Annotated in this window: 17 protein-coding genes; 13 read left to right on the forward strand and 4 right to left on the reverse strand. The window is 33.4% G+C overall.

Translation table 11 applies throughout. The annotated features are described in order from the left end of the window. Positions 1-123 precede the first annotated feature (123 nt). The gene (locus tag QL232_RS11245; RefSeq protein WP_281614189.1) at positions 124-627 is read left to right on the forward strand and encodes a hypothetical protein; all 504 of its coding nucleotides are present in this window, start codon (positions 124-126) and stop codon (positions 625-627) included. Between the two features lie 73 nt (positions 628-700). On the opposite strand, the gene QL232_RS11250 is transcribed toward QL232_RS11245, so the two are convergent. From QL232_RS11250 to pdxA, 4 genes are all read right to left on the reverse strand, one after another. Next, entirely contained in the window at positions 701-1,045 is a 345-nt protein-coding gene (locus QL232_RS11250; protein ID WP_281614190.1) for an Imm51 family immunity protein, read from the reverse strand. A 140-nt stretch (positions 1,046-1,185) separates the two neighbouring features. Then, positions 1,186-1,665 (reverse strand): transcriptional repressor, encoded by a 480-nt coding sequence (locus tag QL232_RS11255; RefSeq protein WP_168883249.1) that lies wholly within the window; start codon positions 1,663-1,665, stop codon positions 1,186-1,188. An 8-nt stretch (positions 1,666-1,673) separates the two neighbouring features. Further along, on the reverse strand, positions 1,674-2,108 hold the full coding sequence (locus tag QL232_RS11260; protein WP_168883250.1) for a DUF3299 domain-containing protein: 435 nt from the start codon (positions 2,106-2,108) through the stop codon (positions 1,674-1,676). A gap of 21 nt (positions 2,109-2,129) precedes the next feature. Continuing rightward, complete coding sequence (gene pdxA / locus QL232_RS11265; RefSeq protein WP_348646737.1) at positions 2,130-3,485, reverse strand: 4-hydroxythreonine-4-phosphate dehydrogenase PdxA; 1,356 nt, start codon at positions 3,483-3,485, stop codon at positions 2,130-2,132. A 420-nt stretch (positions 3,486-3,905) separates the two neighbouring features. Between pdxA and QL232_RS11270 the strand changes: the two genes are divergently transcribed. The 12 genes from QL232_RS11270 (at position 3,906) to QL232_RS11325 (ending at position 20,902) form a co-directional block, all read left to right on the forward strand. After that, complete coding sequence (locus QL232_RS11270; protein ID WP_281614191.1) at positions 3,906-7,379, forward strand: T9SS type A sorting domain-containing protein; 3,474 nt, start codon at positions 3,906-3,908, stop codon at positions 7,377-7,379. Between the two features lie 112 nt (positions 7,380-7,491). Then, positions 7,492-8,286 carry a 16S rRNA (adenine(1518)-N(6)/adenine(1519)-N(6))-dimethyltransferase RsmA gene (gene rsmA, locus QL232_RS11275; RefSeq protein WP_168883253.1) on the forward strand — a complete coding sequence of 265 codons (795 nt, stop codon included), beginning with the start codon at positions 7,492-7,494 and terminating at the stop codon, positions 8,284-8,286. A 168-nt stretch (positions 8,287-8,454) separates the two neighbouring features. Then, positions 8,455-9,579, forward strand: a complete 1,125-nt coding sequence (dprA, locus tag QL232_RS11280) for a DNA-processing protein DprA (RefSeq protein ID WP_281614192.1) — start codon at positions 8,455-8,457, stop codon at positions 9,577-9,579. A 1-nt stretch (position 9,580) separates the two neighbouring features. After that, complete coding sequence (locus tag QL232_RS11285; protein WP_281614193.1) at positions 9,581-10,708, forward strand: glycerate kinase; 1,128 nt, start codon at positions 9,581-9,583, stop codon at positions 10,706-10,708. A 195-nt stretch (positions 10,709-10,903) separates the two neighbouring features. Beyond that, the gene (locus tag QL232_RS11290; protein WP_281614194.1) at positions 10,904-13,246 is read left to right on the forward strand and encodes a M1 family metallopeptidase; all 2,343 of its coding nucleotides are present in this window, start codon (positions 10,904-10,906) and stop codon (positions 13,244-13,246) included. Between the two features lie 66 nt (positions 13,247-13,312). Then, a complete protein-coding gene (locus QL232_RS11295; RefSeq protein WP_281614195.1) occupies positions 13,313-15,583 on the forward strand; it encodes a M1 family metallopeptidase in 2,271 nt (756 codons plus the stop codon). A 71-nt stretch (positions 15,584-15,654) separates the two neighbouring features. Then, entirely contained in the window at positions 15,655-16,056 is a 402-nt protein-coding gene (locus QL232_RS11300; RefSeq protein WP_281614196.1) for a YkvA family protein, read from the forward strand. A gap of 259 nt (positions 16,057-16,315) precedes the next feature. Next, positions 16,316-16,975, forward strand: coding sequence for a DUF4136 domain-containing protein (locus QL232_RS11305; protein ID WP_281614197.1), 660 nt, complete (start codon positions 16,316-16,318; stop codon positions 16,973-16,975). A gap of 9 nt (positions 16,976-16,984) precedes the next feature. Continuing rightward, the gene (locus tag QL232_RS11310; protein ID WP_281614198.1) at positions 16,985-17,584 is read left to right on the forward strand and encodes an OmpW family outer membrane protein; all 600 of its coding nucleotides are present in this window, start codon (positions 16,985-16,987) and stop codon (positions 17,582-17,584) included. A gap of 166 nt (positions 17,585-17,750) precedes the next feature. Continuing rightward, entirely contained in the window at positions 17,751-18,713 is a 963-nt protein-coding gene (locus tag QL232_RS11315) for a metal-dependent transcriptional regulator (RefSeq protein WP_281614199.1), read from the forward strand. Continuing rightward, positions 18,700-19,476, forward strand: a complete 777-nt coding sequence (locus QL232_RS11320; RefSeq protein ID WP_281614200.1) for a FeoB small GTPase domain-containing protein — start codon at positions 18,700-18,702, stop codon at positions 19,474-19,476. Before QL232_RS11315 ends, QL232_RS11320 begins: the two co-directional genes overlap by 14 nt. After that, entirely contained in the window at positions 19,466-20,902 is a 1,437-nt protein-coding gene (locus QL232_RS11325) for a nucleoside recognition domain-containing protein (protein WP_281614201.1), read from the forward strand. The genes QL232_RS11320 and QL232_RS11325 overlap by 11 nt, the downstream gene beginning before the upstream one ends. Positions 20,903-21,006 lie beyond the last annotated feature (104 nt).

A 21,006-nucleotide genomic window follows, 5' to 3' on the forward strand; every position in this document is an offset into this window, starting at 1 on the left:
TCTTTAATTACCTAAAATGATTCATGATTATTCGTTTAAAAACATTGGTTATTAACGAAAAATTAAGGTATTGAACATTATATTTGCGAATAAATTAAACGTAGTCAATCAAACTTCAAATCAATGAAATATATTAAATATTTGTGGGGTCTTTCTTTACTTATTTATTTAGGTTTGGCATTACTCGCTTATATATACTTACCTGATGAAGGGGTAACTGTTTTACATCAAACAGCATCTTCAGAAGCATTAATCCTAACAAAGAATGCTTTCTTCTATGCATCGATGGGAAGTTTAATGCTAGTCAACATTTTCTTTGTGACAATTGGTAATGGTATTCTTTATTTTCCAAAACCAATGATTTTAGCACCTAACTCAAGTTTTTGGCTTAATGATTCGGAACACAGAGAAGTTTTCTTGGAAAAAATGAAAGGCTGGACAAAAGGCATGGCCACTATATTTAACTTCTTACTTTTAACAGTATTAGGAGTAATTTATGCAGAGCAAGGACATGACCCTTATGCAATAAAAGTTGAATATTCACCAATGATTCTATGGGTAATAGCCCTTGTTTGGATGGGTGCATACTTTGTTGTATTCAAAAAAACAGCTATTGAAGAAGATTAAATTAAATCTTTCAATACATAAAAACGCCTCACTAATGCATTATAGTGAGGCGTTTTTTTATTATGAATAAAACCTAGTCATCGATTCTTTCCCTATCTGCATTTTGAATATAGTCTTCCAAAACTTCTAGATTAGAAAATGTTGGGACAATAATTTGTAGTACTTCATTAAGTATCTCTGCGTTACTACACTTTGCGTAGAAACAACCTGCTTCAGGATCAAAAGAAATGTAATTCAGTAATTCCTGATTTTTCTTCTCTATGATCTGAACAATTAGCCCTTCCCAAGCATAACCATTTCCTTCATATTGATATTTAGCAAAAAGTGGGAAGTAATTTGAAAATAAGTTTGAACTTTCAATTTCAGCGACAAAAGTAAGGTTTTCAAAATCAACCTTAAATGGATAAGTGTTTTCCATGGCTTCAAGTAAATTACATGTAACAATAGTTTGATAGTACAATAATAAAGATGAAGAACGTAATATAAATACGTTCTGTAAATAATGCACAAAAAAAGTGCTACGTTGTTCTCAACATAGCACTCTTTGTTTTCAATTTATTAAAGAGATTCACCCTTTTCAACTGGTTCTTCTGTCTTTTCTTCTTTTTTCTTATCCAAACAACTTTTACAAATACCATAAAAGTTTAGAGAATGGCTATCAATTTCACAACCATAGATCTCTTCTACCATCTGTTGGATTTTTTGTATTCTTGGATCACAGAATTCAAAAATAGAATGACATTCTTTACAAATTAGGTGATCATGTTGTTTAAAGCCATGAGCCTTTTCGTATAATGCCAAGTTTTTTCCAAACTGATGTTTTGTAATTAAATCACAATCAAGTAATAAATCTAAGGTATTGTACACTGTAGCTCTACTCACTCGATAGTTTTTATTCTTCATATTAATATATAAAGATTCCACATCAAAGTGACCTCCTCTGCTATATATCTCCTCCATAATAGCAAAACGCTCTGGAGTTTTACGAAGCTTTTTATCTTCTAAGTACTTAATGAATATTTCTTTAATCTCTTCCATATAATTACTTAATAATTTGAGTTGACTTCAACAGCATCTCTTAATTCATAGATTAAGCCTGTTTCATCATCATTTAACTTCAAAACACCTTTCAAGGTTATTTCTTCTTCACCAATTTCTCTTTGGTTTTTTAGAAAGACTGCTATGACAGATTCTGGTCCAGCACCTCCACAGAAAAAACAACTAGAAAAAGGGTATACAGATAACATTATAGAATTATCTTCTGTTTCAACAGGTAAGACAAATCCTGTAATCTTGACTTCTTTATTTTCTATTGCCTTTATCTCGTCAGTGAAAATTGGGAAAGGAATATCCATTTCAAATTCTTCACTGTACTTATATTCCCAACCTACATTTAGTAGTGTTTTCCATATTCCATCCTCTTCAGAACTAAATGAGGAAAACGTTAAGAATAAGACAAATAATATCAATACTCTTTTCATATCACAAAAATATGAAATTAACTAATCATTTTTATTTTGCTGAGGTTTATCTCGCTCATTTTGAGGCCTATGTTCACCTTTATTAAAATTTCCATTTTTTCTTGGCTTCCAATGCTCTCTTTTCTGTTTATGTTGGAACTTACCTCCACCTTGATTTTTGGCTTTATTTTCCAACATTTTCTGTTGTTGAGTTACTTGAGCTTCTTTTCTTTCGCCAGCTTCTAACTCACTTAAGTCAAATTCTTCTTCTCCTCCAGCATTACCATCAAGTACCATTTTCTGATTCTTGATTTGGTCTTTTCTGTCTTGCAGTAACTGTCTTGCGTTAGGTCTGATTTGATTCTCAATTTCTCCAGAACGTACCTTAACAATATCAACTGCTTGCATTAATGCTTCCCTAAAAGATGTTTCATCCGCAATACCTCTACCAGCAATATTATATGCCGTTCCATGATCAGGAGAAGTTCTTACGATATCTAAACCTGCAGTATAGTTTACACCACTTTCAAAAGAATGTAATTTAAATGGAATAAGTCCTTGATCGTGATACATACAAAGTACGCCATCATAATTCTTGAATGACATTGTTCCAAAGAAGCCGTCAGCAGGGAAAGGTCCAAATACTAAGTTTCCTCTTTTCTTGAATTCCTTAATAACAGGTGAAATCACATTGATTTCTTCATCACCTAATAAACCATCTTCACCAGCATGAGGATTTAATCCCATAACAGCTACTTTTGGTTTTATGATACCAAAATCCTTTTTCAGAGACTCAATCATCACATTCAATTTAGAAGATACAGCTTCCTTTGTGATAGATGCGGCTACATCTTTAATTGGAATATGACCAGTAACTACACCAACTCTTAAATCGCCAGAACAAAGAGTCATTAAAGTATCTCTTCCACTTGCAAAGTTTTCTTGGTAATACTCCGTATGACCTGCATGTTTAAAGTCCTCACTCTGAATGTTTGCCTTATTAATTGGTGCTGTAACAACTGCATCAATCAATTCAGATTTCAAATCTTCAGAGGCTCTTGATATTGACAAATAAGCACATTTACCAGCTTCTTGAGTTACTTTACCAGGATCTAATTCCTGTACCTCAGTCCAACAGTTTACGACATTGATCTTCTGATCATGAATATAACTATTGTTGTTGTACTGATGATAAGTAAAGTCCTCAATGCTTAAGATTCTTTTATACTTAGTAAGTATCTTACCAGAACCATAAACAATTGGTGTACATATATTTGTGATTCGCTTATCTTGTAAAACTTTGACGATAACCTCCGGTCCAATACCGTTATAATCCCCAATAGTAATACCTATACGCGGTTTATTTGATTTTCTATTTTTCTGAGTTTTATCTTTCATAAGGAATTCAAGCTCAAATTCTGCTTGTTAATTTATGATTGTATTATCTATCAAAAGTAACAATTTTGCCACTATAATTGTAATGAAATAGTATTATTCTAGTAAGAAAGTGATAAAATTTTCTTAAGCCTGAAATTCCTTTCAATGAATCTATTCAAAAGTTAGATCGATACATCTAAGGTTTAAACATTTTTATTTTATATAAAACCCTTTGAATCTTAATGTACCTCAATAGATCTTATACTATGATAATATGAGATCATAAATTGTATTTTTTTAATTAATTTTACTTCGGAATGTGTATATAGTAATTTGAAACAACTTCTAATCGGGAAATAATATTTTGCCTTTAAGCAGATAAGCAGAATACAAGAAAACAAACCAGCAACTGATTAGATCTATCTGCATTTGTGCAGTTTTATGAATAGACTTTACTACCTATTATATATTATCTTTATTAGCATTTTTATTAGTGCTATAGCTTATAACCTATTTTATATCCCCTCTTCAGAGGATACTGAATTTATATACACTGATTTTTCTACTAATGATCAGAATTCGTTGGCATTAGAAAATCATTATCATACTCAGATTAAAGCTGATAGACCCAATAAGATTCAAAAAATCTTACAAAAACTAAAGACAAAAACGGGCGATTCTTCTCCCGAATATTCTATAGGCTATATAACAGAAGCCATCAATAATAGTACAGTAGATAGTAGTCAACGTTTTTACCAATTTACTGAAAGAGGACCATCTAATGTTTCAGGAAGTATAAGATCTATAGCTTTTTGCCCACTAGACTCAATTAATAAAGTATGGGTAGCTGGAGCATATGGTGGTGATATTTGGAGAACTACCAATAATGGTAAAAACTGGAAAAGTGTCACAGAGAATCTACCTAATGCGATTATTGGAGATATCCAATATAATACTAAGGACTCATCCTTCTTTGCAATTACAGGAGAAACTTTTGGAAAGTTAAATATCAAAAATGGTATTGGTTTACTCAAATCAACTGATTTTGGTGAAACTTGGAATATTTTACCCTCTACTATTAACGATATTCGATTCCAATGTATTAATAGTATGGTGATTGATGCAAAGGATGGGAATAAAATATTAATTGGAACTGCATATCAAGATACAAATAAGAAATTCCATTCATTAATTCTAAAAACTACTGACGGAGGTTTGAATTGGGAAGAAGTTTACCATTCGAATCAACTGATTCAACAGTTAACTCTTGACCATAAAAATAGTAATATCATTTATGCTACAATAAAGAATTCGGGTATCATTAAATCAATAAACTCTGGTGAGACCTGGGGTAAAATTGGCCCTAACTTACCTAAAACTGGACGTAGTGTTTTAATAGTCTCTCCTTTTGATTCCAATGTAGTTATCACTTCATTTAGCGGAAAGAAAGAAAAAGATGGTGTTCTATACCTTTCGAATGATGGTGGTTATCATTGGAAGAAACTTCAAACAAATATTGAAACAGGACTGCTTGGTGGACAAGGTTGGTACAACAATACATTGCTGTTCCATCCAGAAAAAGAAACTACATTCTATGTTGCAGGTATCAACATTTGGGAAGTAAATATCAAAGACTTTAAGAATGCAACAGCTGATATTGATATTGTAAGTGATGCTTATGGTGAGCATCATGGTCCTAACCAATATATTTCAGAAAATGGAAAGATTGTGAAAAATGGTTTACACCCTGATCATCATCAACTAAAGATGATTAAGAAAGGTGATATATATAGAATGATATCTGCTAATGATGGCGGTATTTACATTAGTGATGACATAAACAATCTAAATAAATGGCATTATAGAAGTGGAACAATCAATTCAACACACTTTTTTGGGATTGATATTTCACCTGATAAAAAACATATTATAGGTGGTTCTATTGAAAATGGATCTTGGATTAGTGTAAGCCAAAGTGATAGCCTAGAATCATTCAGAAATGTTCTAGGAGGTGATGGTTTTGATGTTTTATGGCATACAACCAACCGACAAAAAATCCTAGTAAGTATATACAATAACAATATCTACAGATCTGTTGATGGGGGTTATAACTTCAAGAAATCTTCTTTAGATATCTTTAAAGAAGATGGTCGTTCTCCGTTCATCACAAAGATGATTAATGATAAAGCAAATCCAGATATGGTTTATGCTTTAGGAGAAAATGGAATATGGATTTCAAAGAATTTTGGAAGTACTTGGAAGCTCTCTGAAATAAAAAATGCTTGGGAATTCTCAGATTATATGGACCTCGATGTTTCAATTGTTGACCCAAACATCATTTGGGCTGGAAGTGGTCATACTGAAAAGAACAAAATTCAAGTTTCAACAGATAAAGGAAAAACATTTACACCCACTTCACTTCCTACTAATCTTAACTTAGGTCAAATTTCAGGGATTGTTACGGATCCAATAGAAAAAGAAACAGCATATGCCTTATTTTCATTTGGGAAAACTGCTAAAATATTAAAGTCACAAGACCTTGGAAAAAATTGGGAAGACCTTACAGGCTTTGTGAATTCAGATAGTTCTACCAATGGCTTCCCTGATGTAGGTGTTAATGATTTATTGGTATTCCCTTTTAATAACCACTTAATTTGGGCTGCTACTGAAATTGGCATTTTCGAAAGTACAAACGCTGGAAAATCTTGGCATAAACTAAATAGTAACATACCAACCATTGGCATTTGGAAATTGAAATATCAAAAAGGTGAAGTTTTAGTTTCTACACAAGGAAGAGGTATATGGTCTTTATCATTGAATGAAGGGCCTCAACCAAAAATCATCACTCAACATACTTTACCGGATGGGCAATTTATTGAATTTAGTATTACCCAATCGATTGACTCAATTGCATTAATCGATCAGGAAGGAACCATTTTAAGTGATAGTATCATAGCATTACCAAAAGGAAATTATCAGCATCAAACAGAATATAAAAATCAAATAAAATCAGATCAAACTCAACTAGTAGTTTATAAGGATGGATTATCCTACCGATCAAATCTGAAACCGATTCAAACGATTCACTATGATAGCACTATAACTTCCTTAAAGGTCGATTTTAATAAAGCAGAAGAGTTGTTTTCTGGCGATGCTTTAGTTCTTAAAGATAATGTGGTAGGTTTTTATGGTACGAACTTACACTCTGATCATTATTACAGAAACAATACTACATTATTTACTTACTTTAAATACCCCATTAAAGTCGTTAAAGAGAATTCAAAAATCTCTTATAAAGATGTAGCACTACTATCTAAAGATGATGACTATGTTGTTCTTGAAGGTAGTAATGATGGAGTCCATTGGGTAGAATTAAATAAACCTTATAATGGAACATTTAATCCAGATTGGAGATATTTTATTGAGCAAAAAGAAGCAAAAGGAGCTCAAACCCTATCTGTAAAACATGAAATCAATTTATTGAATTTCTTTAAACCTGATGATGAAATTATTATTCGTTTCAAGTTCAATTCAGATAATAAAAAACCAAACTGGGGATGGGCGGTAACTTCTTTGGAAATACAAGTCGATGACAAGAGAGATCTTCCTGATGTCGATTTCAAAGATATTTTCCAAGTGCAATCTCACATCTATCCTACAGAAATCACTAATAATAAATTATACATTGAAGTTTTGGCCAATAATCCGAAACCGATGAAACTAAAAGTGATTAACCTTATTGGTAATACTATCCTCGAAAGGGATAATATCCAATTAAGAAAAGGTTGGAATAAATTTCCTTTAGTCTTACCTCAACTCAATCCTGGTATTTATATTTTGAACCTTGAAATTGACAATAAAATTTCTACGCATCGATTTGTTTACAAATTAGAAGAACCAATTGCAAGAAGGTAATCATCCTCATTTTCCTATATAAACGAATGTTATAGTATTTGTTTTCTAGATATAAATCCCACTCCTTTGTAAAAAAATCATCCTTCACTAATAAAAAAGGGTTCTTGAATATATGGCTTACGTCAAACCTAAAAAACATTTAGGACAGCATTTCTTAGAAGACATGCAAATTGCACAAGACATTGTAGACGCAATGTCTTCTTATGGTGGGTATAATGAAATCTATGAGATCGGTCCAGGTACTGGTGTACTCACAACTAGATTATTGAAAAAAGAGGAGTACAAAACAACAGTCATTGAAATTGATACTGAATCTGTACATTACCTTAAAGATGTTGTGGGAATGCCTCAAGAACAAGTTATTGAAGGTGACTTCTTAAAACTTGACTTCGACAAAATTGCACCACATCCCGTTGGTTTAATTGGTAACTTCCCTTATAATATCTCAACACAAATTTATTTTAAGATCCTTGCTCATAAGGATCAAATAACTGAATGTGTTGGAATGATCCAAAAAGAAGTAGCTGATAGGATTGCATGTAAAACAGGTGGTAGAACTGCAGGAATATTAACAATTCTGGTACAAGCTTTCTATGATGTAGATTATTTATTTACTGTACCTCCGACCGTTTTTAATCCTCCTCCAAAAGTAGATTCTGCTGTCATTTCTTTAAGAAGAAACGATAGAAAGCAACTTCCATGTTCAGAAGAACTCTTTTTCAAAGTAGTTAAACAAGCTTTTTCTACTCGTAGAAAGACTTTAAGAAACGCAATGAAACCTATGGGGTTATCTCCTGAACTTCTTAAAAATGAGATTTTCAATAAAAGAGCCGAAGCATTAACCGTAGAAGATTTTATTGAATTAACTTGTAATGTAGAAGAAGATAGAAAAAAACAACAAGATTAACTTGTTGTTTATATTCAAAAAACGCCTAAATATTTATCATTAGTATTTAGGCGTTTTTTATTGTCATAAACCTATATGTTTATTTTATTATCAATACGCTCTTGATTTTTAGTCATTTTTATTAAATTGAGCAAAATAAATATACTTAACGAATCACAAGCTCAAAACATGACAATTACTCAAGATAAGTTCTATGAACTTTGGCTAAATAATATTCCAGGTATTGGAGGAGCAACTTGCAAACTATTAATAAGTCATTTAGGCTCCGCAGAAGAAGTTTTTAAAGCAAAGAAAAATACACTCCATAAAATCAATGGTATTGGAGTTCATACACTTCAAGTTATTGATAAATACAGGTCTCAGTTGGTAAAAATTGAAAATGAAGTAAAAAAGATTGAGGCTTCCAATGTAAAAATACTTACATACACTGATAAGGAATTTCCTGTTAGATTAAAACTCCAAAAAGATGCACCTTATTTGTTGTATTTAAAAGGTCAAGCTAAAAGTTTACACTCTAAGAAAACCGTTGCAATTGTAGGTTCTAGAGGAGCCAATCAGTATGGTAAACTAGTAACGGAGAAAATTATTTCCGACTTATCTCAATTTAAGGACTTATGCATTGTTAGTGGATTAGCGTATGGCATAGATATTTATGCACATAGAGCTGCATTACAAAATCAATTGGGCACAGTAGGAATTATGGCTAATGGCCTAAGCAAAGTCTATCCTGCAATTCATAAAAAAACTGCTCAAGAAATGATTGAAGATCCAAAAAGTGGGTTAATTACAGAAAACTTGATGGATGCAGATCCTGATGGCCCAAAATTCCCTGCTAGAAATAGAATCATTGCAGGTCTTGCTGATGTTATCATTGTTGTACAAGCAAAAAAGAAAGGAGGTGCTTTAATTACGGCAGATATCGGTAATAGCTATCATAAAGATGTTTTTGCAGTTCCGGGGTTAATTAATGATCCTTTAGCAGAAGGCTGTAATAACTTGATCAAATACCAGAAGGCTCATTTATATTCCGAAATAAAGGATGTGATTACTAAAATGAATTGGGATCTAACTTCGAGTACTCCTACTCGCCAAACTAAACTCTTCGACACTCAAAATCTTAGTGATGAAGAAAAAACTGTTGTATCATTACTTCAAAAAAGCGAATTTCATATTGAGGAAATTGCTATTCAATCAGAAACTCCGCTTCCTAAAATTGCCGGTACTCTTTTACAGCTTGAATTAAAGGGTATGGTAAAAATGAAACCTGGCAATATGTATTCTCTAAGACAATAAAATGAAAATATTAGTAGCCCCAAATGCATTCAAAGGTAGCCTCTCAGCATTTGACGTTGCCCAAGTAATCAAGAAGAATTGGTCAATTCATCGACCTGATGATGAGATAATGATGAAACCATTAGCAGATGGTGGTGATGGATTTGAACACGTCATTGCAAAAGAAAAAAATGCAGATTGGATCAATGTTCTATCAGTAGATCCGATTGGCAAGCCATTTCAATCTGGCTATTATAGGATAAATAACGCAACTGCTGTGATGAGTTTAGCATCATTATGTGGTATTGCAACAATTACTCCTAGCCCTATTAATGCATTAGAAGCAAATACCGAAGGTCTTGGTATGGCGATTAAACATGCTATTTCATCTGGTTGCAAAGAGATAATTATTGGTTTAGGTGGTAGTGCATCCACTGATTTCGGTCTAGGTGCATTATATCAGTTAGGTTTGAAGTGTTATACATTCGATAACCAAAAGATTATTCCTAAAGGAGGAAATTTACATCTTATTGAAAAGTTTGATGATACTGATCTAAAAAAATTAATTGGAGGTATAGATTTTTATCTTGCTGTGGATGTAAAAAACACATTAGTTGGTAAAAATGGTTGTTCTCATGTATTTGCCCCACAGAAAGGAGCCACCGAATCTGAAGTAGAACTTTTAGAAAGTAATATTCATCATATCGGGCTTCTCACAGAGAAAATTTTAAATAAAGAGGTTATTCAATTAGAAGGCAGTGGTGCTGCTGGAGGAACAGCCGCAGGTTTTTATTCTTTTCTAAACGCTCATATTATGAACGGTAGTGAGTTTGTGATGGAACTTCTAGATATTCATGACTCTATTGAAAAGAATGATTTAATTATTACAACAGAGGGAAAGTTTGATCAACAATCTTTGGAAGGAAAATTACCATATCAAATCGCTCAGCTAGGAAAAAAATATAATAAACCTGTCATCGCATTTGTTGGGAGTAGTGATATTAATTCCAACGACCCGAAGAATCCATTTTATTGTATTTTTTCAATAAATAATGAGTTTACTTCTATTGATACTGCGATAAAAAATACGGAGAAGAATTTAAGTGAATGTATACAACAGTTTACTAAAATCTTATCATTGGATAAATAACTCAGATAATTAATTTTTCTTATTAAAAGATTAAAAAAATAGGATATTTTTTATCAAATTGCGAGACGTTGGAAACCATCTCATCTTATTTAGAGAAAAATTTCTAATACTACCATTAATCGGTATTGTTGAATACAATCTCCATTATCCGATTTTTTAAACATAAAGTTCATTTAATTAGCAACTTCCACCTCTATGACAAAGACTATCAAATTGGTAGCTTCTCTGTTCATAACATTAGCATGTACATCTTACAGCTTTGGACAGAAAGAATTCTATAACAACAACAAATTCAAACAGTTAGACGAAGAACTTCCTACGCCTAATGTTTACAGAACGGGAGCCGGTGCCCCAGGCCCAGAATACTGGCAGCAGCAAGCAGATTATGTTATCGAAGCGACAATTGACGAGGACAAAAAAAGATTAACTGGTTCTGAAACTGTCACTTATTACAACAATTCGCCTGAAGTTCTTACATATTTATGGATCCAATTAGATCAAAATATGAGAGCTACTGATTCAGACACTTACAAAATTCGTCAGAATCACATTGGTGAAAAAACAAATATCAATCAGTTAGCAGCAATCGATGGCTTTCCAGAATATGATGGTGGCCATAAGATTCAAAAAGTAACTGATGCTAGCGGTAACGCTCTAAAGTACACAATCAATAAAACGATGATGCGTATTGACCTTCCTAAAGAATTAAAGAAGGGTGAAACGTTTACATTTAATATTGATTGGTATTACAACATCAATGACCGTCTATTAATGGGTGGCCGTGGTGGCTATGAAACATTTGCGGAAGATGGTAATACAATTTTCACTATCACACAGTGGTTCCCAAGAATGGCTGTTTATGATGACTTTAACGGTTGGCAAAACAAACAATTCTTAGGTAATGGTGAGTTTGCTTTAACTTTTGGCGACTATGATGTAAAAATCACAGTACCATCTGACCATATTGTTGCATCAACTGGTGAATTACAAAACCCTAAAGATGTTTTAACTTCAGAGCAGATAGATTTATTTGAGAAAGCAAAAACTTCTGAAACACCAGTAGTTATCGTTTCTCAAAAGGAAGCGACAAAAAAGGAAAAATCTAAAGCAACGGATACTAAAACTTGGCATTATAAAGCTGATAATGTAAGAGATTTTGCTTTTGGTTCATCACGTAAATTCATTTGGGATGCTATGGGTGTTGACATCAATGGCAAAACAGTAATGGCAATGTCATACTACCCGAAAGAAGCGAATCCTTTGTATGGACAATATTCTACTGAAGCAGTTGCTCATACTTTAGAAGTGTATTCTAAGTATACAATCGATTACCCTTACCCTGTTGCTATTTCTGTAGAAGCATCAAACGGTATGGAATATCCTATGATCTGTTTCAACTATGGTCGTCCAGAAAAAGATGGAACATACTCTCCTCGTATTAAGTACGGAATGATTTCAGTAATTATTCATGAGGTAGGTCACAACTTCTTCCCTATGATTGTCAACTCTGACGAACGTCAGTGGACTTGGATGGATGAAGGTTTAAATACTTTCTGCCAATATTTAGCTGAACAAGAATGGGAAGATGGTTACCCTTCTAGAAGAGGACCAGCTGAAAATATTGTTAACTACATGAAAGGTGAGCAAAACAATATTGTTCCTATTATGACTAACTCTGAGTCATTAAAACAATTTGGTAATAATGCTTACGGAAAACCTGCTACAGCTCTTAATATCTTAAGAGAAACAATTATGGGTAGAGAACTTTTTGATTATGCTTTTAAAGAGTATGCTCAAAGATGGGCTTTCAAGCACCCTAAACCAGCAGATTTCTACAGAACAATGGAAGATGCTTCTGCAGTAGACTTAGATTGGTTCTGGAGAGGTTGGTTCTTTACTACTGAGCCTGTAGATATCTCTATTAAAGAGGTTACTGTTGAGGAATTAGATACTCAAAACCCTAAAGTTGAAGTAGCGAAAAGAAAAGCAGAAAGAGATACTCAACCGAAGGATATCACAACGATCCACAACGAAGAAGCTAAATTGGTGACTCGTGTGGACGAAAGACCTGAATTAAAGGATTTCTACAATAGCTATGATCCTCTAGATGCTGATCTGGAAGATTATGAAAACTACAAGAAATACAAAGCTGGTCTTAACGAAGCGGATAAAGCATGGTTAGCGAAGAAACATTTTGTTTATCAAGTAGACTTTGAAAACGTTGGTGGTTTACCAATGCCAATTATCATTGAACTACAATATGCAGATGGTTCTTCAGATAAAAAGTACATTCCTGCTGAAATCTGGAGAAAAGATGACAAAGTGGTTTCTAAAGTATTTGTATGTGAAAAAGAGGTTACTCAGTTTGTACTAGATCCAAATAGAGAAACTGCTGATATCGATACAGACAACAACTACTTCCCGCGTAAGCCTGAAGTAAGTAGATTCCAATTGTATAAGTCTGGTGCTAACCAACCAAGAACTTATGACAGCGGACGTCTTAATCCAATGCAAAAAGCAAAGAAGAACAAAAAGTAATTCTTTTTCAATATTAAACTATCGACCTACATTTCACTTTGTAGGTCGATTTTTATTTTATAACCAATGAGATTTCAACTCCCTCTTATATTAATCTTATCGCTAAGTTCTCTTTTAGTTTATGGGCAAAAAGAGAGCTATAATAACAATAAGTTTAAACAATTAGACGAAGAACTTCCCAACCCTAATTCATACAGAACAGGATCAGGTGCTCCGGGGCATAAATATTGGCAACAGAAAGCCGATTATGTAATTGAAGCATCACTTGATGAAACTAAGAATCAGTTACATGGTGAAGAGACCATTACTTATTTTAATAATTCACCGAGTCCAATAAAGTACCTTTGGGTACAACTGGATCAGAATATGAGAGCTACTAATTCTAATACTTATAAGATCTCTCAAAATAAAATTAAAGAAACTGCAAGCCCGAAAGATTTTGCAAGAATAGATGGGTATCCTGACTATGATGGTGGCCATAAAATACAAGAAGTAACAGACCAAAATGGGCAACCACTTCCCTACACTATCAATCAGACAATGATGCGTATTGATTTACCTCAAGTATTGAAGTCAAATGAAAATATCGTTTTCAATATCAAATGGTACTACAATATTAATGATAGAAAACTGATGGGTGGCCGTGGAGGTTACGAAACTTTTGCTGATGGCAACACTCTTTATACCATCACTCAGTGGTTTCCAAGAATGGCTGTTTATGATGATGTAAATGGATGGCAAAACAAACAATTTTTGGGTAATGGTGAGTTCGCTTTAACTTTTGGTGATTACGATGTAAAATTCACAGCTCCTGCTGATCACATTGTTGGTGCAACAGGTGTTTTACAAGATTCTTCTATCCTATCTGAAGAAATCAGAGAAAGATTAGAACAAGCAAAATATAGTGAAAAACCTATCGAAATTGTCACTAAGAAAGAAGTCATCAAAAAAGAGAAAAAGAAAGGGAAAGTAAAAGGAACAACAACATGGCATTATAAAGCTGAAAACGTTCGAGACTTTGCATTAGGCTCCTCAAGAAAATTTATTTGGGATGCTATGGGAGTAGAAATGGGCGATAAAATTGTTATGGCAATGTCCTATTACCCTAAAGAAGCTTATGAATTATATAGCAGGTATTCTACTGAAGCAGTCGCACATACCTTAGATGTTTACAGCAGAATGACATTTGATTATCCATATCCAGTGGCAATTTCTGTTGAAGCAAACAACGGTATGGAGTACCCAATGATCTGTTTTAATTATGGTAGAGTTGATAAAGAAGGGCATTATACGAAACGTACTAAGTACGGAATGCTTTCAGTGATTATCCATGAAGTAGGTCACAACTACTTCCCTATGATTGTCAACTCTGATGAAAGACAATGGACTTGGATGGACGAAGGTTTAAACTCTTTCCTACAATTCGTTGCAGAACAAGAATGGGAAGAAAATTATCCCTCTATGGAAGGCTTTCCAAGAACTGTTGTCGATTATATGAAAGGTAACCCCGACAACATATCTCCTATTATGACTAACTCTGAGTCAATTCATCAGTTTGGATGGAATGCGTATTCTAAACCTTCAGTGGCTTTAAATATTCTTAGAGAAACTGTTATGGGTAGAGAATTATTTGATTACGCATTTAAGACTTATGCTAATAGATGGATGTTTAAACACCCTACTCCTGCTGATTTCTTTAGAACAATGGAAGATGCTTCGGGGGTTGATCTAGATTGGTTCTGGAGAGGATGGTTCTATACTATTGAACCTTGTGATATAAGTATTAAAAATGTTGTTTATGATCAACTGAATACAAAAAACCCAGAGATTGAATCTGCTAGATTGAAAGCTGAAAGAGATCAGAAAACTCCAGATATCACTACTATTCATAATCAAGAAGAAGGACTAACTACTCGTTTGGAGAAAAAACCAGAGTTAAAAGACTTCTACAACAGTTATGATGAATATGACTATACCACAGAAGATGTAGAAAGATATAAAAAATACGATGCCTCATTAAACGAAAATGATAAAGCTTGGATTAAAGAAAATAAGCACATTTATCAAGTAGATTTTGAGAATGTTGGAGGTTTAGTTATGCCTATCATTATTGAGTTTACATATCAAGATGGAAGCAAAGAAAAAAGGTATATCCCTGCCGAGATTTGGAAGAACGGTGATCAAGTAGTATCTAAAGTATTTATTTTAGATCAAGAAGTAAGTTCTTTTACACTAGATCCTAATAAAGAAACTGCAGACATTGATTACTCCAATAATTACTACCCTCGACATGAAGATGTAAATAGGTTTAAATTATATAAATCAAAAAAGCATTAATCTTTTAAGCCATCATTGAAGAATGATGGCTTTTTTGTTATTTTTATTATACACATAAGAATGTATGAATAATGAATAAAACAGAAATTGCTAAACTCGCTGGAGAACAACTGATAAAATTTTCATCAAAATTTACAGATAAAGGTTTTTGGTCTAAAGTGATGAAATTTGCGAGAAAAGCAGGATTAAAAATCACCTATTATGCCGTCACACTTTATTATACGATGCTAGATGAAGATACACCTTATGCTTCAAAGTTAGTCATCATGGGAGCTTTAGGTTATTTTATTCTACCCGTTGATTTAATTCCAGATATAGCTCCAGGGATTGGTTTCACTGATGATCTTGCAGCATTAACTTCTGCATTTGTTACAGTCGCAATGCATATCAAACCAGAACATAAAGAAAAAGCATTGATACAAATACAAAAGATTTTTAAAGAAGCAATTACAGAAAGTGAAGTCGCTTTTTAATAAGTATACAAGAAAATATTTCAAAAAATCCACTCTACACCATGTTATGTAGAGTGGATTTTTTTATTGTGTACGATACTATCAACCTGTTTAAATAATTTAATTTTAACAACATCAATTTACCGAAAAAACAAAAAAGCTTAATCTCTATTAATTATAACTAAAAACACTGTCCCCTTGGAACCCTTCTATGTCTGAAAGGTATAAAACATTATCAGAAACTTAATTTTATTAAACGATTACCAAACCATCTATCAAAATGAAAACTTATCGATTAAAAAGTATCTCAATGCTGGCTATACTGACGGCATTGTTGATAGGGTGTAATCCTCAGGGTCCTGAATATGTTTCGGACTATGACGTTGTTATCACTAATTACGACAAAGAGAAAGTGGATGAATTTGCCGAAGCTAAGACTTTTGGCATGCCTTGGAAAGTAGTTCATGTAGGTGACACTACAGAATACGAACCAACAGAATTTGACATTAAGGTACTTGAAACCACTAGACAACAGTTAGAAGACAGAGGCTATACTTTTATTCCTGAAACTAGCAATGATAAACCCGACATTATTGCGTTGTGTTATTCAGTAACAACCACAACAGTCTACACTTGGTGGGATTGGTGGGGTGGCTACCCAGGTTGGGGTTATCCAGGATGGGGATTCCCAGGTTGGGGTTACCCAGGTTATGGATATCCAATTAGAGGTGTTGCCGCATACCAAAAAGGAACTGTGCTAATTGAGATTGCTGATAATGAACCTGTAAACCTTCCGGCTGAAGAAGAAGTAGAATTCCCTATTCTATGGGAAGGTGTAACGAATGGATACACAACAAATACAGCAGATGAAATTCGAAGAGTAGAAAAGAATATCATCCAAATGTTTACACAATCAGAATACATTCAAGCATCTAACTAATAACAGACAATGAGAAAATTATTTACTTTAGTAGCATCTATAGTACTATTGTCTACTAGTGCTACATTTGCTCAGGATAAGATCATTTCACTGTCATATAGTATGGCAGTTCCTTCAGGGAATACAAACGCATTTATTAATGATGCCAGTTTCCGAGGTGGTACTTTTGAATACCGTCAATTTATAAACCCTCAAATGAGTTTAGGCTTCTCTGTAGGGTATCAAAGATTCTACCAAAGCAAAGGGTATACGACGGTACCATTACCAGATGGTGATGGTCATCTTTCTGGTCAAGAATATTCATATATTGACCAATTTCCGTTAATGGCGACTTATCACTATTATTTCGGTCTTGAAGGTGGTGTAAGACCTTATGCAGGCATTGGTGTTGGTGCAGCTCATTATGAATACACTAGCCAAATTGGTTCAATTGCTTCAATAGGCAAACAATGGCATTTCAATGTTGCTCCTGAAGTAGGTGTATTAGTACCGATTGGTAATACAACGTATTTCCATACGAATATTAAATACAATTACGCAGCAGCAGCTGGTGGTTTTGATGCTCAATCTTATTGGGGATTTAATATTGGATTAGCTTTTGATTTATAAAAACAACTGCAATTCCTGTAAATATGAAGGCAAGTGATAATATCACTTGCCTTTTTTGTATTATTTGACGTATATCATTAAATATTTTTAGGTAAGCCTAAAAATTATATTTATTTTTGTAATAAAGCATGAATACACTGTCGTAAATTTTCTAAGAAAGTTCTAAATGAGAAGTATTATCAATTGGATAACAGGTAAATGGAACTCTACTCCTCAAATGTTTATTGAAGAAGATATTTTAAAAATCATCTTCAAAATAAATGAGGACAAGTTAACTATTTGTAAAAAGGATATTTTAGAAAAACTAGACTATCCCCAAGATTCGATTGAGAAAGCGATAGCAACTCTCCTATTCTACAATGAAATATCAGAGGATAAAGAATACTTTGAGATTGAAGAAAAAGGAAAAAAGAGAGCGATAAAACTGATAAGAAAACATAGGATTTACGAGAAATATCTAGCCGAAAAAACGGGCTTTTCTAAATCTAATTGGCATCATAAGGCTGAAAAAAAAGAGCATCTTTTAACGGATGAACAGGTAGATAATATGGAAAAGGAATTAGGCTTCCCTAAGTTTGATCCTCATGGAGATCCTATTCCAACAAAAGATGGTGTCTTACCTAAACTAAAAGGTAAAACTTTAAATTTAGTTACATCAAGCACCGTCGTTAAAATTATCCATATGGAAGATGAGCCACATGAAATCTATAAGTCTCTGATAAGAAAGGAGATACACATGGGATCAATCATGAAAGTTCAAAAACAATCCAATGGCACTATCGATTATTATACCGAAGGGAAACATCTCAAACTATCAAAAAAAGAAGCAAAAAATCTTCAGGTAGTAATTATTGAACAACTTGATGACATTCCTATGGGTGTTATAAGACTCACTGCATTAAAATCTAATGAAAAAGCCATTATCACTGGCTTATCTTCTGAATGTAGAGGTATTAATAGGAGAAGATTATTGGATTTAGGTTTTGTAAAGGGAACAAAAATTAGCATTGGAATGGTTAGCCCAATGCAAGACCCTAAAGCTTTCTTGATAAGAGAGACTTTAATTGCACTAAGAAAAGAACAAACAGATATGATTTTAATTAAAAAATTAGATCATGACACAAAATAATACAAGTCCTGTTTGTGATACATGCAAACAGAATCCCAATGGAAGATTAAAAAGATTGGGTGTTGAAATTGAAAATAGTGATTATGTCATTGCCTTAGCAGGAAACCCTAATACAGGAAAAAGTACTGTATTTAATAGTTTAACAGGCTTAAAGCAACACACAGGTAATTGGCCTGGGAAAACAGTTGGAAGAGCTGAAGGTGGATTTGTTTACGATGACAGTAGTTATAAACTTATAGATTTACCAGGTACTTATTCCTTAATGTCTACTTCAGAAGATGAAGAGATTGCAAGGAACTTTATCCTTTTCGGAAAACCAGATGTTACCATCATAGTAGTTGATGCAGGTAGACTCGAAAGAAATTTAAATCTTACCTTACAAATATTAGAAATCACAGATAAGGCTGTATTGTGTGTGAACCTTATCGATGAAGCAAAAAGACATAATATTGAAGTAGATACCCGAACACTTTCTAAAGAACTCGGAATTCCAGTCGTAGAAACTTCCGCTATTAGAGGTGTAGGTATATCTGAACTTTTAAGAACAGTAGACGATGTGGCTAAAGGTAAAATTATTTGTAAACCACATAGAATAAAAAATGTTCCTAAAAGAATAGACAAGGAGATCAATAAAATTCAAAAATCAATCGAACAACTCTACCCCGGTTTACCAAATAGCCGATGGATAGCGTTTCGATTATTGGATGGAGATCAAGATATTATAAAAGCCATTAAAAATGGTGAATTTATAAATGACAGATAAAATAATGGACAAACCTCAAAGTATTGATGATCTTTTAAATGAAGCTGCCGAAACAAGATGGGAAGTTGGGCAAGATTTTCATGATCAACTGTCAGAAAGTATATATGCAAATGCAGCAAACATTGCAGACAAAACAGTAATCAGAACAAACGAAAAGGAGAAATTCAATTTCGATAGAGCCGTAGATAGAATTGTTACAAGTCCAATATGGGGTTTCCCTATCATGTTTCTAGTACTTTCAATCGTATTATGGTTAACAATTGTAGGCTCAAACTACCCTTCTCAATTTTTAGCATTTATATTATTAGATAACGTCTATGTTTGGATTAGAGAATTTACCTCTTCTACATTACCATGGTGGTTATCTGGTTTCTTGGTGGATGGTGTATTCTTAAGTCTCGCTTGGGTAATATCAGTGATGCTTCCTCCAATGGCCATTTTCTTCCCAATGTTTACAATTTTAGAAGACCTTGGTTACTTACCTAGAATTGCTTTTAATTTAGATAAGTTGTTTAGGAAATCTGGGGCTCATGGAAAACAAGCATTAACTATGAGTATGGGTTTTGGGTGTAATGCAGCAGGTGTTGTTGCTACAAGAATAATTGATAGTCCTAGAGAACGATTAATTGCCATTATCACCAATAACTTTTCACTTTGTAATGGACGCTGGCCTACTCAAATACTATTAGCTACCATATTTATTGGAGCTATGGTACCTGATCAGTATAAAACGTTGATTGCTACTTCTGCAGTAATTGGTGTAGCACTACTAGGAATTACACTTACATTCTTGGTGTCAATGTTTTTATCCAAAACCATGTTAAAGGGAGAAGTCTCATCATTTACATTAGAACTTCCTCCTTACCGTAAGCCAAGAATCCTTCAGACAATTTATACCTCACTTATTGATCGAACACTTATCGTTCTTTGGAGGGCATGTTTATTTGCCGCTCCAGCAGGTGCTGTGATTTGGTTAGTATGTAATATTAATGTTGGTGAAGTTTCCATCGCTGAATGGCTAATACATTCTTTCGATTATTTTGGTTGGTTAATTGGATTAAACGGGGTGATTCTACTAGCATATATACTTGCAATCCCTGCCAATGAAATTGTGATGCCTACCATTTTAATGTTGACTGTTATGACAACAACAATTACAGGATATGGAGAAGGCAATGGCGTTATGTTTGAATTAGACAGTATGTCAAATACTCATGATGTATTGGTTGCAGGCGGATGGACCTTATTGACAGCCATCAATGTCATGCTATTCAGTCTAATCCATAACCCTTGTAGTACAACCATATACACTATTTACAAAGAAACAAATAGTATCAAGTGGACTACTGTAGCATCTATCCTACCTGTAATTATGGGCTTTTTAGTTTGCTTCATCGTCACTCAATGTTATTACTTATTAAGTTAGAAAAACACTTCATTTATGATAAGGTTCAAGTATATCAGATGCTTGAACCTTTTTTTGATCTAAGAAATTTTAGAAATCATCTTAAAAAGTAATGCATCACATTA

The sequence above is a fragment of the Flammeovirga sp. SubArs3 genome, from assembly GCF_947387565.1.
Lineage (GTDB): Bacteria > Bacteroidota > Bacteroidia > Cytophagales > Flammeovirgaceae > Flammeovirga > Flammeovirga agarivorans.

What these genes read in the sequence shown, in the direction of transcription:
- QL232_RS11245 (WP_281614189.1), top strand. Translation starts at nt 124, where the DNA reads ATGAAATATATTAAATATTTGTGGGGTCTTTCTTTACTTATTTATTTA.
- QL232_RS11250 (WP_281614190.1), bottom strand. Translation starts at nt 1,045, where the DNA reads ATGGAAAACACTTATCCATTTAAGGTTGATTTTGAAAACCTTACTTTT.
- QL232_RS11255 (WP_168883249.1), bottom strand. Translation starts at nt 1,665, where the DNA reads ATGGAAGAGATTAAAGAAATATTCATTAAGTACTTAGAAGATAAAAAG.
- QL232_RS11260 (WP_168883250.1), bottom strand. Translation starts at nt 2,108, where the DNA reads ATGAAAAGAGTATTGATATTATTTGTCTTATTCTTAACGTTTTCCTCA.
- pdxA (WP_348646737.1), bottom strand. Translation starts at nt 3,485, where the DNA reads ATGAAAGATAAAACTCAGAAAAATAGAAAATCAAATAAACCGCGTATA.
- QL232_RS11270 (WP_281614191.1), top strand. Translation starts at nt 3,906, where the DNA reads ATGAATAGACTTTACTACCTATTATATATTATCTTTATTAGCATTTTT.
- rsmA (WP_168883253.1), top strand. Translation starts at nt 7,492, where the DNA reads ATGGCTTACGTCAAACCTAAAAAACATTTAGGACAGCATTTCTTAGAA.
- dprA (WP_281614192.1), top strand. Translation starts at nt 8,455, where the DNA reads ATGACAATTACTCAAGATAAGTTCTATGAACTTTGGCTAAATAATATT.
- QL232_RS11285 (WP_281614193.1), top strand. Translation starts at nt 9,581, where the DNA reads ATGAAAATATTAGTAGCCCCAAATGCATTCAAAGGTAGCCTCTCAGCA.
- QL232_RS11290 (WP_281614194.1), top strand. Translation starts at nt 10,904, where the DNA reads ATGACAAAGACTATCAAATTGGTAGCTTCTCTGTTCATAACATTAGCA.
- QL232_RS11295 (WP_281614195.1), top strand. Translation starts at nt 13,313, where the DNA reads ATGAGATTTCAACTCCCTCTTATATTAATCTTATCGCTAAGTTCTCTT.
- QL232_RS11300 (WP_281614196.1), top strand. Translation starts at nt 15,655, where the DNA reads ATGAATAAAACAGAAATTGCTAAACTCGCTGGAGAACAACTGATAAAA.
- QL232_RS11305 (WP_281614197.1), top strand. Translation starts at nt 16,316, where the DNA reads ATGAAAACTTATCGATTAAAAAGTATCTCAATGCTGGCTATACTGACG.
- QL232_RS11310 (WP_281614198.1), top strand. Translation starts at nt 16,985, where the DNA reads ATGAGAAAATTATTTACTTTAGTAGCATCTATAGTACTATTGTCTACT.
- QL232_RS11315 (WP_281614199.1), top strand. Translation starts at nt 17,751, where the DNA reads ATGAGAAGTATTATCAATTGGATAACAGGTAAATGGAACTCTACTCCT.
- QL232_RS11320 (WP_281614200.1), top strand. Translation starts at nt 18,700, where the DNA reads ATGACACAAAATAATACAAGTCCTGTTTGTGATACATGCAAACAGAAT.
- QL232_RS11325 (WP_281614201.1), top strand. Translation starts at nt 19,466, where the DNA reads ATGACAGATAAAATAATGGACAAACCTCAAAGTATTGATGATCTTTTA.